General features: G+C 48.9%; 16 protein-coding genes and 4 pseudogenes. All 20 read right to left on the bottom strand.

The window, feature by feature from the left end:
• Position 1: 1 nt before the first annotated feature.
• On the bottom strand, positions 2–247 hold the full coding sequence (locus DWX91_RS05390) for a ferredoxin-thioredoxin reductase catalytic domain-containing protein (protein ID WP_107001011.1): 246 nt from the start codon (positions 245–247) through the stop codon (positions 2–4).
• A 132-nt stretch (positions 248–379) separates the two neighbouring features.
• Positions 380–538, bottom strand: coding sequence for a rubredoxin (locus tag DWX91_RS05385; RefSeq protein WP_107000760.1), 159 nt, complete (start codon positions 536–538; stop codon positions 380–382).
• Between the two features lie 89 nt (positions 539–627).
• Positions 628–840: a DUF6219 family protein gene (locus tag DWX91_RS05380; RefSeq protein WP_107000761.1), complete on the bottom strand. Its 213-nt coding sequence runs from the start codon at positions 838–840 to the stop codon at positions 628–630.
• Between the two features lie 76 nt (positions 841–916).
• Positions 917–1291 carry a desulfoferrodoxin family protein gene (locus DWX91_RS05375; RefSeq protein ID WP_107000762.1) on the bottom strand — a complete coding sequence of 125 codons (375 nt, stop codon included), beginning with the start codon at positions 1289–1291 and terminating at the stop codon, positions 917–919.
• Positions 1292–1311: 20 nt separating this feature from the next.
• Positions 1312–1853: pseudogene (gene rbr, locus DWX91_RS05370) on the bottom strand (rubrerythrin).
• Positions 1854–1932: 79 nt separating this feature from the next.
• Complete coding sequence (locus DWX91_RS05365) at positions 1933–2589, bottom strand: Crp/Fnr family transcriptional regulator (RefSeq protein WP_107000764.1); 657 nt, start codon at positions 2587–2589, stop codon at positions 1933–1935.
• 1 nt (position 2590) lies between these two features.
• On the bottom strand, positions 2591–3370 hold the full coding sequence (locus DWX91_RS05360) for a DUF134 domain-containing protein (RefSeq protein WP_118482288.1): 780 nt from the start codon (positions 3368–3370) through the stop codon (positions 2591–2593).
• 187 nt (positions 3371–3557) lie between these two features.
• Positions 3558–4648: pseudogene (locus DWX91_RS05355) on the bottom strand (conjugal transfer protein TraE); the annotation flags it as partial.
• The gene (locus tag DWX91_RS17210) at positions 4635–4943 is read right to left on the bottom strand and encodes a hypothetical protein (protein WP_243098986.1); all 309 of its coding nucleotides are present in this window, start codon (positions 4941–4943) and stop codon (positions 4635–4637) included. The pseudogene DWX91_RS05355 and the gene DWX91_RS17210, both read right to left, overlap by 14 nt.
• Positions 4944–4964: 21 nt before the next feature.
• Positions 4965–5198 (bottom strand): helix-turn-helix domain-containing protein, encoded by a 234-nt coding sequence (locus DWX91_RS17205; RefSeq protein WP_243098979.1) that lies wholly within the window; start codon positions 5196–5198, stop codon positions 4965–4967.
• On the bottom strand, positions 5179–5346 hold the full coding sequence (locus tag DWX91_RS16555; RefSeq protein ID WP_182435055.1) for a hypothetical protein: 168 nt from the start codon (positions 5344–5346) through the stop codon (positions 5179–5181). The genes DWX91_RS17205 and DWX91_RS16555 overlap by 20 nt, the downstream gene beginning before the upstream one ends.
• Positions 5343–5657 (bottom strand): phage antirepressor KilAC domain-containing protein, encoded by a 315-nt coding sequence (locus DWX91_RS17200; RefSeq protein WP_243098985.1) that lies wholly within the window; start codon positions 5655–5657, stop codon positions 5343–5345. Before DWX91_RS17200 ends, DWX91_RS16555 begins: the two co-directional genes overlap by 4 nt.
• A 75-nt stretch (positions 5658–5732) precedes the next feature.
• Positions 5733–6173: a Bro-N domain-containing protein gene (locus tag DWX91_RS17195; protein WP_243098978.1), complete on the bottom strand. Its 441-nt coding sequence runs from the start codon at positions 6171–6173 to the stop codon at positions 5733–5735.
• Positions 6174–6605: 432 nt separating this feature from the next.
• The gene (rpsI, locus tag DWX91_RS05340; RefSeq protein WP_022358510.1) at positions 6606–6995 is read right to left on the bottom strand and encodes a 30S ribosomal protein S9; all 390 of its coding nucleotides are present in this window, start codon (positions 6993–6995) and stop codon (positions 6606–6608) included.
• A gap of 28 nt (positions 6996–7023) precedes the next feature.
• Positions 7024–7458 (bottom strand): 50S ribosomal protein L13, encoded by a 435-nt coding sequence (rplM, locus tag DWX91_RS05335; RefSeq protein WP_107000767.1) that lies wholly within the window; start codon positions 7456–7458, stop codon positions 7024–7026.
• Between the two features lie 403 nt (positions 7459–7861).
• Entirely contained in the window at positions 7862–8671 is an 810-nt protein-coding gene (locus tag DWX91_RS05330; RefSeq protein WP_022358508.1) for a putative hydro-lyase, read from the bottom strand.
• 36 nt (positions 8672–8707) lie between these two features.
• A pseudogene (locus DWX91_RS05325) lies at positions 8708–9708 on the bottom strand (biotin-dependent carboxyltransferase family protein).
• 98 nt (positions 9709–9806) lie between these two features.
• Positions 9807–10534: pseudogene (gene pxpB / locus DWX91_RS05320) on the bottom strand (5-oxoprolinase subunit PxpB).
• A gap of 12 nt (positions 10535–10546) precedes the next feature.
• The gene (locus DWX91_RS17870; RefSeq protein WP_412693833.1) at positions 10547–10681 is read right to left on the bottom strand and encodes a hypothetical protein; all 135 of its coding nucleotides are present in this window, start codon (positions 10679–10681) and stop codon (positions 10547–10549) included.
• Positions 10682–10757: 76 nt separating this feature from the next.
• Positions 10758–11981: an NRAMP family divalent metal transporter gene (locus DWX91_RS05315; protein WP_117796818.1), complete on the bottom strand. Its 1224-nt coding sequence runs from the start codon at positions 11979–11981 to the stop codon at positions 10758–10760.
• Between the last annotated feature and the right edge of the window lie 19 nt (positions 11982–12000).

Here is a 12000-nt window from a genome sequence, read left to right as displayed (position 1 = left end):
CTTAATCCTGCAAGGATTTGTAATAGAGCATACAGTGGCAGAATCCCTCGAAGCCCGGATCTGCAATTTGATCCTTAAACTCCTGGCACATACATTTGGTCGCCTCTGTGCTCTCCCTGCGGCAGGGGCAGTACCCGCCGGTGCGCTTGAGTCCTTCTCTGATGGTGCTGACAATCTCCTGATCGGAATTGAGCTTGATTTTCATGTTCGCCACCTCTTTCTTGTTGATTGATTGTGGCTTTATCATACCGCAGTACAAAGCATTTTTCTGTGACGAGGTTACGTTACGGCAAATTTTTATATAAGTGAGAAAGAGCCGTGAAGCGGTATCTTACATACTGCTTCACGGCTCTTTGTTTATAGGTTTTGTTGTGCTTCCTTACTCAGCCACAGAAAACTGGTCTTTGCCAACAAAACATAAGGGGCATTCAAAATCATCCGGAATATCTTCCCATTTTGTACCCGGTGCAATGCCGCCTTCCGGATAGCCATTTTCTTCGTCGTATTCCCAACCACACACATCGCATACATATTTCATAATGAAATTCTTCTTTCTTGTTTTTTATTTCGCACACAACATTAGCCCGACTTTATCGTCATCAGAAACAATAACGATTCCTATCTTACTCAAAGAATATCCACAGCTTCCGCTTGTTTTACTCTCTTTGTTTTCTTATTCCCTGAAATCATTTTATGACCCGTATATACTGCCATAACCATGCAGATCAAGGAACTAAGCGCAAGGTACTTATGCGTTGTTTTTGAGCCTTTATATCCAGTGCAAAAAGTTCCAAACATGGTAATTACCGCTCCGATTGACCAATATTTATGTGCTTTCATGACTTGTTTGCCTCCTGCCTGCAATACATGACATTCAGTTCTCTATGTTGGTTCTAAGATACCATGCGCGGAACGATCACGCTTTCCACAGACTGTGGAGGTTGCAGTAGGCGTAGACCGCCTCGACTTCGTCGCCCTCGCAGAGCGCAAAGCAGACCTCCGGCTTCTCGCCCGGGTGCAGTTCCTTGCGCTGGTTGCCCTGATTGGTGTGGAGGGACACCCACTCGATGTAGTGCTCCGGCAGCATGGGATGCTCTACGGAGCCGACCTTGACATGAACGATGCCGTTTTCCACAGTCCAGACAGGGACGTGCTTCTCCACGGCGGCGTCGGTGGTACCGGGGATGATCTCGCTCATCGGCTCACCGCAACAGATGACGGGAACGCCCGTGTCCTTGACCTTGGCAATGATGTTGCCGCAATGCTTGCAAATGTAAAACTTCTGCTCCATGATTCGTTCTCCTTTTCTCTTTAATAGTTTTCTGCGTGAATTTCAAAGTAGCTCTGGGGATGGTTGCAGGTCGGGCAGACCTCCGGTGCTTTCTCACCGATCACGATATGCCCGCAGTTGCGGCACTCCCATACCTTGACCTCACTCTTGGCGAAGACCTCCGCCATCTCCACATTGTGCAGCAGGGCACGGTAGCGCTCCTCATGATGCTTTTCAATGGCGGCTACCAGGCGGAAACGCTGGGCCAGCTCATGGAAACCCTCCTCGTCGGCGGTTTTGGCAAAGCGTCGTACATATCCGTCCACTCGTAGTTCTCGCCCTCAGCGGCGGAGAGAAGGTTTTCGGCGGTGTCGCCAATGCCGTTCAGCTCTTTGAACCACAGCTTGGCGTGTTCCTTCTCATTATCAGCGGTTTTGAGGAACAGCGCCGCGATCTGCTCGTAGCCTTCCTTCTTGGCCTTGGATGCAAAATAGGTGTATTTGTTGCGCGCCTCGGACTCACCGGCAAAGGCAGCCATCAGGTTTTTTTCGGTTTGAGTTCCTGCGTATTTCGTTTCTTTCATGGTGGATACTCCTTCCTGTTTTTCTGCTTTTATTGTAGCAAATCTATGATTTTCTTCTGTAACGAAGTCACATTTCTTTTTATTTTAGACGATTTAGTCTGTTCTTATCCCGCAGCGTGATTGCACCACGCTTCAGCTCCACCAGCCCGTCCTCCGAGAAGCTTTTGAGCATCCGTGCCACTGCCTCCCGTGCCGAGCTGATGTGCTGGGCGATCTGCTCATGGGTCATGCGTATCGTGTCGGAGCCGGTACGTTCCGCTTCGGCAAAGAGAAATTCTGCCAGCCGCTGATCCAATCCCTTGAACATAATCTGCTGCATCGCCCACATCACATCAGAAAACCGTTTCGTTGCCAGTTCATAAAGAAAACAGCGGACATGGAGATTTTTCTCCTTGAGTGCAGCAATGACATTTGCAGAGATAATCAGAATGTCCGTATCCATTCCGGCAGTCATTTGTGTATCAAAGGTGATCTGACTGATCACGCAGGAGGCGGAAAGCACGCATAGTTCGCCCGGATACAGGCGGAACAGCGTTACCTCCCGCCCCTCATCAGAGAGAAGATAGGTGCGGATCTCGCCGGAAAGAATAAACAGCATTCCGAGACATTCATTGTCGCTGCTGTGAACGAACGCACCCTTTTTATAATGACGGACAAAGGCACTTCGGCGTAGTGTGTCCATTTCGCGTTCGGTCAAGGATGACCAGAACGGAAGTTGTGTCAGTGTGCGTTCCATATCAATGGCAGCTATGCTTGCCGCAGCCGTGGTCACCGCAGGAGTGACCAGCCTCGCCGTGTTCATGGTCATGGTGGTCACAGTGAACATTGGGATCGTAGCCCAAACTTCCGTTGAGCAATGCGCTCACCGCCGCGTCAGCGTCCCCGCTGACACCGCCGTAGAGCTTGATGCCCGCTTCGGCGAGTGCTGCCTGCGCACCGCCGCCGATGCCTCCGCAAATCAAAGTGTCCACGCCGTTCTGCATCAGGAATCCTGCCAGTGCGCCGTGACCGCTGCCGTTGGTATCAACGACTTCCGCATGGACGATTTTGCCGTCCACAGATTCATAAAGCTTGAACTGCTCGGTGTGACCGAAATGCTGAAAGATCTGACCGTTGTCATAGGTAACTGCAATTTTCATAATGGAATCTCCTTTGCAAGTTTTGCCTGATTTTTCCATGTTGGCTCTCTGCATCCGGCAGCAACGGCCGCAGTGAGCTGCCTCCTGTCCTCCGCAGATGCGGTAGTTTCCCCCGGTGATGTGCAGCGGTTTCCCGTAGACAAGACACGCTACGATCTTGCTCCGTGCGCTTTCGTAAATCTCCTGCACGGTAGAGCGGGAAATCTCCATTTGAGCGGCACACTGCTCGTGGGTTTGCTGCTCCAAGTCAACCAGCCGAATGACCTCGTATTCGTCCAGCGTCAGCAGGATCGGCTCGGTATTCTCGCACCCGTTAGGACAGAATGTATCGACCTGTGGTACGCCACAAATTCGACGGCACCGTGGCGGTCTTGGCATGGGAGCTTTCCTCCCTTTGTATTCGGTATATTCCGATTATAGCACTTTGAGCAGAAAAAGCAATTTTTCAAAAGCTGCTACATTTTCCGTCCTCATATGTGTGCTGGCTGATATTCGGTGTCGAAGACTACGTGTGAGCCATGTTCGTATTGTCAGATTATCTACATTTGACAGAACTTCGCAGGGTATCCTCTTCCGAATAGTTCGCATTGATGTCCATCGGGTTGATATACTGCGCGCTGGAAGGGCTGATTTTAATGACCTGCCCCTCAAATTTCTTCACCAGTGCCGTGTACTCGGCTTCCGGATCGCACACAATTACATCGTCATCCGTCACCAGAAACGCATTGGCGATTTCTCGCTTGGCAGAGAAGGATTTACCGGAACCGGGAGTACCCAGAAAAGTCCAGACGGCGCAGGTTGCAGTTGTACTTCTGCGCGATACTGGAAGCTTGAAACACATTGGTTTCCAGCTCCTGCTCCGTCTCGCCGGTATTCATCACCAGAAAGGTCAGCAGGAACATACGCTCATTCTGGCTCTGCAATTCCTTCAGCAGTGCCTTTGCGTCCCTGCCGTAAGTTGCCAAATCTGACGGAATGATGTCCATATCGTATCCGGAACGGACAGCTTTCTTCTGTTCCTCAATCTTGGAACGATCCAGCTCCGTAATGGTGTGCTTGATGGATTTGATTGCTTTGTTCTGGTCTACCGACTGAATGTGCATGGTCACAATCTGGCTGGATTCCATATCCAGAAAGTCCTTCAGCAGCTGATCCGACAGGTCGGAAGCCGTAATCTGGAGATAGGACATGGAACCATACATCCCACCCATCTGAAAAACACGGTTCTTCGGAAAGGCAAACCCGGTCGGGGCAATAAAGTCCTTTACCGACAGCCCGCTCTCCGGCAGCCACTTCCAATCGAAATTGAATCGGTCATGGTCACCCATGTGGAACATATCGTGCATCAGATGAAGCCGTTCCTTACCGTTCAGCAATTTTGCCCGGACACCCAAGCGTTTGAAGTTGTTCATCAGGTCGATCTCAATGTGATTGAGCCTCGGCTTTGCCTGTTTCATGGATTCTGCTTCAATGCCAAACGTCAGGTACTTCGTCTTGGTCAGGCCGTTGTTGCCTGGCAAGCTGACGGCGCAGCATGGTGCTGTACTCCGTGCGCACCGGATTGAAATGATCCTTCTGGTACGGGATGCGCACCATCTTCTCAAAATTCGAGGCATCCGTAGCCATATTCATAAAAGAAAGCTCAAAGCGGATACTCAGAGAGCCGTTCCACCCGCATCTGATAATCTCCTGGGAACTCCTGCCGAAGCTTGCCGTATTCCGTGTCAGAGAGAAGGACATTTTCGTATGAGCCATACCGGTGCTGGATTTCCTTCTTCTCTCTTTTATTGATTGTTTCAGTACTTGTTCTATTAGTACTTAATTGCGCGGGATTTTCCGTAACCGATGTGTCCGTATCCGGATTTACCGTATACGGCTTTTCCGTACACGGTGATTCCGAACACGGCTTTTTCCTTGGCATCTCATAGATCACATACTCCGCTCTGCCCATCCGACCGTTACTCTCACGCTGCTAGTTCCTTTCCAGATATCCAAGACGTTCCAGTTCTTTCAGAGCTGTAAGCACTTCATCTACGCCGTCCGGTGTAATCGAAGATAATCCCCGTACCGAATAATTCCATGTGTCCGGCAAACTGAGCAGCATAGAGAGAAGTCCTTTCCCTTTCAGGCTGAGGCCCTGATCCCGCAGGTGGTAATTGCACATCGTTGTGTAATTGCTGTTTTTCTCAACCCTGAATACCGGCATGGTGCTCACCATCCTTTTTCGCAGGCTCCGCTTTTTTCTTCGAACATTTGCGCGGACGATCTTCGTTTTCCTCCCGACGATGGTATTTACCGGTATCCTGCATCATGCGTTCAAACGCCTGAAGGCGTCCCTCAGTAAAAAGCGTCATTCGATCACACCCCATTTCTTAAACAACTTGAAGAGATGATTCTTTCCCTTGCAGGTCACTCTCGTCTGCTGCACCAGCTTTCCACTTCTGCCGTAGCAACCCCGGACAATAAAATAGCCCCTTGCAGATTTGTCTGCAAAAGGCATCAGCCAGCCGCTTGGACTACGGTACAGATAGCGGTGATCCAGTAAGAGAGCCACTGCCGTCTTCTCCGGGATTCCGATTTCCTTACAGAAATTCCGGATACAGGTGTAATCCTCAGAATTTACAAAGGTGTCGAAGTAGTCTGCCTTGGGCTGCGCCGCATCCAGCTGTTTGCGGATACCCTCAAGCTGCTCTCTCTCGGCTACAAGCTCCTGCGCCAGAGTGTAGATGACCTCCGGATGCTAAATCACCTGATCCAAAATAGAATCGCTCATATACACACCATGCTTTCGGATGGACGGGAGAACTTCATCAAACACCCAGTGTTCAAACCGTTCTGCCGATGGCAGCTTGCTGTGAACGATCAGCCGGTAAACATCACCTTCCGTGATAAAGGAGATTTCAACGACCTGCTCTCCAGCATCTCCATACTGATTCACCTTCTGAACGACCCCCTCGCGTTTCGTTAGGGGGCCTCTACAATGGCGTTTCACTGCGGCGTAGGGATTCACATATCCCAACGCTTTCGCCACGTCGCTTGCACAGAAGAAGGTCTTGCCTGCCTCCTGTAACAACCGGATCGAACCAAACTCCTGGTTCTCAAACACCTCCATCATCTGCCTCGACTGTCCGCCATGACTGCCCACATCGGTGTCATGGGTCTTCTGATTGAAATCCGTCATACCTGTTACCTCCTACTCAAATTTGTCTCGCCGGATTTCGGGCGAAAAAAATAAAGCCTCGACCCATTCTCGTTTTCAAAGAATGAGCCAAGGCTCTATGTAACAGGATACCTGATATCATTTTTTTGCAGATTTCGTCAGAACTCGCCAAACGAATCCGACACCATTTTTCATTCCGTTTCAGCCGGATTTTTCCCGAAAATCTGTCAAGGATATGGGGCGAATTTCCCCTCCAAAATGGCCTTCTGTAAACCCATTTTCCCACCATTAGGCTCAAAAATAGACCGTAAACCCATGGTAAACCCATCAAAATGGGCTAATTTGAAGTCAAATTTCCTCAAATTTCACCATCGGAATCAGGTGATTTCAGGCATAGAAAAAGCCCGGAAAATGGCGTATTTCCGGGCTTTTTTAGCATTATTAAGCTGTAGATTATCGCTTGCTGAACTGCGGAGCGCGACGAGCTGCTTTGAGACCGTACTTCTTACGCTCTTTCATTCTCGGGTCACGAGTTAAGAAGCCTGCTTTCTTCAGTACCGGACGGTAATCAGCGTCTGCCTGAAGAAGTGCACGGGAGATGCCGTGTCTTACAGCGCCAGCCTGACCTGTGAAGCCGCCGCCACGTACATTTACAAGTACATCGAACTTATCAACTGTCTCGGTTGCTACGAGCGGCTGACGAACAACCACTTTCAGGGTCTCAAGACCAAAGTACTCGTCGATGTCTCTTTTATTGATAGTAATCTTGCCGGTTCCCGGTACAAGGTATACTCTAGCGATAGATTTTTTTCTTCTGCCTGTTCCGTAAAATTTGTTAGCCATTATAGTTTCCTCCTTCCAGTGCCTTTAATTAAAACTTGATTTCTAAAACTTCCGGCTTCTGAGCTGCCTGCTCGTGCTCCGGACCTGCGTATACATGAAGTTTTGTAATCATGCTTCTTCCTAAAGGTCCCTTTGGAAGCATACCTTTAACTGCTAACTCGATAACCTTCTCCGGCTTCTTAGCCATCATTTCACGAAGGGTTGTCTCTCTCATGCCACCTACATAATCAGAGTGATTGTAGTAGATTTTCTGATCCATCTTCTTACCAGTTACTTTGATCTTCTCTGCGTTTACTACGATTACATAATCGCCGCAATCCATGTGCGGTGTGAAGATCGGTTTGTTCTTGCCTCTTAATACCTTTGCTACCTCAGATGCAAGACGACCTAATGTATATCCTGTAGCGTCAACTACATACCATTTTCTTTCGATTGTTGCTGGACTAGCCATAAAACTCTTCATTGGTTGACCTCCTGTTTTACTTCATATAATTGAGATTAACTATATCATGAAATGCCTGCTCCGGGGCTTTGGTGCCGACATCTTCCTGACTCATGTCATACTGACTTATTATATTACACGCTTCCGGACGTGTCAAGCGGTTTTTCCTTGAAAATACAAGGTTTTTTCCCCGGATTTACAAGATAAGTTCGTTTCATTCCATGCATCTGATATACGCATGGGATACACATGAAAAAGGAAGACTTCCTCCTCTCAGATTCCATCTTCCCTTTTCGCCGCTTTTTAGGTTGGTAATGAACTTTTTCTCTTTTCTCAAGAGAATTTATTTGAAGGAGACTGGGAAATCTCCGTCAAACCTTATTTTTCGATAAAACCGTTCCTGCAATGGCAGAACCGATTCTGCCTATTTCTGCTTCTTCGCCTCCAGATAATCATTCAGCTCCGTATTCAGGACATTGGTAATGAACATATGTCCCGGTGCGTGGGTAATGACTAACGGAAGTTTTGCATTTTCAATCGCTGCCTGAGGGGTAACGCCGCAAGCCCAGAATACCGGGATCTCACCCTCGCGGATCTCGACTGGATCGCCATAGTCTGGTTTGGAAATATCCTTGATACCGATCGCTGCCGGATCGCCGATCTGGACCGGACCGCCGTGTACGTTTGGATAACGGTCTGTGATCTCTTTGGCTTTCTGTGCGTTTTCTGGGGTCATGGGACGCATGCTGACAACCATCGGTCCCTTGAACACGCCGGCGCTCTCACACTGGATGTTAGTCTTGTACATGGAAACATTGCAGCCCTGCGCGATATGGCGCACTTCAATGCCGGCTTTCATAAGCGCCTCCTCAAAGGAGAAGCTGCAGCCAATCAGGAATGCAACCGAATCTTCTTTCCAATAAGAAGAAACATCTGTCACCTCATCGACTTTCACACCGTCGCGGTAAATGAAATATTTCGGGATGTCCGTCACGATGCTCGCGCCCTCGCCCATATCGTGGATATCCGGTGTGCCCTCTACGACTTCCAGGATTGGACACGGTTTCGGGTTCTTTCTTGCAAATTCTTTAAAATCATCCGCGTACTTCTTCGGCAGGATAACCAGATTTGCCTGTGCATATCCGGCACACATGCCAGCCGTCGGGCGGGTAATCTCGCCAGTCCGAATCAGTTTCCATACTTCCGGTGGTGTCATTTTGCTATAATCTGCCATATACGTTCCCTCCATATCTTTCAATACATCTGAGGTTTATCTGAATCTTTCAGTCTCTTCCTCTAATTCAACCATATATTCAGTTCCATCGATCACAACCCGGTAGGTTCCAATCGGATTCCAGTATCTCTTCGATTCACATCCAACCGCTACCTGAATCACCGCATCGAGTTCTCCGCACGGTTCCGGTACTTTTGCCAATTCTTCTTTGAGTGCCTTGAGTTTTTCCACCTGCTCAATGTAGAGCTTCTGTGCTTCCTCAACCGTTACTTTCTGGAAATGTACTTTATAACCCGGTCTGGACTGTGCAACCAGCGGAAGATCCACAGAGATAACGCCAGCAATCTTCGTATAACCGCCGGTGGTCTGATGATCCGCCATCATGATAATCGGTTGTCCGTGGGACGGCACCTGAATCGCACCAAAGGCGATACCGTCTGTGATAATATCGCCGCCATTTTTATGCTCGATGACCTCGCCCTCGAGACGGCAGCCCATACGGTCGGACTCATTCGTAAATGCATATGTGCTGCTTAAGAAAGTCTCTACACCTTTCTCGGTAAAGCAGTCGTCCTGCGGTCCCATGACAACGCGGATGGTTTTCTCAGTCTGGGAGAAGTCCTCCGGCGTCACTTTTCTCTTTCTCATATTTGGAAGGGTCGTCTTCGGAGCGGCAAAACCAATCTCGTCCCCGCCACCGATCTTTCTTCCCTGATAACCGCCTACTTTCAGCTTTAAGTTGGTGGATTTGCTGCCCATCTGTACCGGGATATCCAGCCCGCCTGCTACTGCAATGTACACGCGGCTTCCGCTTGTCATACCGGCAAAGTTCATGGAATCGCCTTATGTACTAAAACTGCCTGATACATCGGAAGATCTTTTCCATTTACCTTTGGAACCAGATTGCCGCCGGTTACTGCGATAATATTGTCTTCTGTAAATTCCATCATCGGTCCCATCAGGGTTACTTCCAGAACCGCCTCGTTTTCATCATTTCCCACTAAAATATTCGCGATCGCTGCGGAACGCTGATCCATAACGCCTGATACAGACATACCGGACTCCTGATAGCCGGTGCGTCCCATGTCCTGTACGGTTGTGAGGAATCCGCCGCTTGCAAACTTAATGCCCATCTTTATACCTCCTTATCGTACACAACGTATTTGTAGGTTCCATCTTCGACTTCTTTTTCGATCTTTTTATACTCTTCCTCGGTTACTGCAGCAAACTTGATATACTGTCCCGCTTCCAGAAGCACTGGTTTCTCGCGGTCTGCATCATAGAGTTTTAACGGAGTCCGTCCAATTAACTGCCAGCCTCCCGGAGATGCTACCGGGTAGATACCGGTCTGCTCACCGGCAATACCGACGGAGCCGCCCTCAATCTTCACTCTCGGGCTCTTCAGACGCGGGGTTGCGATCTCTTTGCTCATGCCGCCCAGATATGGGAATCCAGCGATGAATCCAATCATGTAGATAGATATTCTTCAGATGTATGAATCTTGATGACCTCTACCACGGTCTTGTGATTGTGCTCCGCAACATTTTCAATATCCGGACCCATCTCTCCGCCGTAGAGAACCGGAATTTCGATAACGGTTGGCGGCGGGATCGGAATGCTGGATAAGGAACCCATCAATTTATCAAATTTTTCTGTGAGTGCCTTGAATCCGATCACTTCCGGATGATAATGTACTAATAAGGAGCGGTATGTCGGAACCGTCTCCACAATTCCCGGTATATCGCTTTTTTCAACCGCAATCTTGAATGCGCGGATTTTCTTGTTGATCTCCGGGCTGATTTCATTGCCAAACTCAACGCACACAGCGCTGTCGCCCGCTACAAGGTATCTTACCTCGCTCATATATACCTCCTGTCAGATAAACGAAGCCCCCGCCTGCCTGTTCTGCTTTTCTTCGAAAAACCTAAAAACTGCTTCCGACTCAACAAGCCAGTTACAGGGAAACGCCCGGCAGACCTGCTGCCATAAGCCAGCCATCTGCGTGCTCATCCAGCCAGTCCGCCGGGCGCCTGTCCGTTTAATCGTTTTTTATTATTTTACCACATTTTTTGCATTTTTTCATTCATTAACCAAAGATGGTAAGAATCTTCGGCAGAGCCTTGATTCCTGAGTAACCGGTCAGAAGAACAACGCATACACCAAGTACGATGAGTACGGTCGGATGTTTGTAATTTTCACCGACGATATCTTTCCTGCGGCTTGCCAGAAGAATGACAAGCAGTGTAATCGGAAGAATCAGTCCGTTTACGGAACCTGCCAGAACCAGAAGAGTTGCCGGCTGTCCAAGTAATGTCATGATAACGGTCGATACAGCGATGAAGCCGATAACGAACCATTTCTCATTCTCCATGATGAACGGATGCAGGGTCTTTAAGAAGGATACGGATGTATACGCTGCACCGATGATGGAGGTGATAGCTGCAAACAGGATAACCAGACCGAAGATCTTGTAACCGATGATGCCTGCGCCTGCCTTAAAAGCTGCTGCTGGCGGGCTTGCTACCCATGCTTCGCTTCCAACTACTTCCGGAGTTGCTGTAACAACGCCTAAAACTGCGAGGAACAGTAAAATTCTCATAACTCCCGATACGCTGATGCCCATTAATACGGAGCGGCGAACATGCGGAAGATCCTTGGTTCCGGAGAAACCTGCATCCAGAAGACGATGTGCACCGGAGAATGTGATGTAACCGCCGCAGCTTCCGCCAAGCAAGGTAATAATCGGGAATACTAGGTTCGGGAATTCGTTCAGATGTCCAACACTGCCGATTGCCTCAACAACCGGAGGTTTGGAACGGAATGCTACATAAAGTACGGTAACAATCATGATGCTTCCTAAGTATTTGGTCAGCTTATCCATGAAGTTTTTCGCATCCTTGGATAAGAAGATCAGAATACCGATGACACCGGCTACAACGGTTCCGACTTTCAGCGGAAAACCGAATACGATGTTAAAACCGGTTGCGGCGCCGCCGACGTTACCGATATTGAATACCAGACCGCCGAGAGACACAAGGAACGCGATGAAATATCCGAGTCCCGGAACAACTTTATTTGCGATATCTTGTCCACGCATACCGGACACACCGATGATGGACCAGATATTTAACTGGGTTGTAACATCCAGAAGAATGGTACAGATGATTGCCAGTGCGAAAATAGAGCCGTACTGACCGGTAAAGGTTGCGGTCTGCGTCAGGAAACCAGGTCCGATCGCGGACGTTGCCATCAGGAACGCGGCGCCAATCAGGGCTGTCGTGTTCGCATTACTTTTTTTCTTTTCTCCCATATTTCTCTTCTCCTTACAT

Origin of the sequence: Clostridium sp. AF22-10 (assembly GCF_003478725.1) — a bacterium.
In the GTDB taxonomy this organism is placed as follows: domain Bacteria; phylum Bacillota; class Clostridia; order Lachnospirales; family Lachnospiraceae; genus Otoolea; species Otoolea fessa.
The sequence above is the reverse complement of the archived record's forward strand: the minus strand, read 5'-3'. Positions and strand labels throughout refer to the sequence as shown.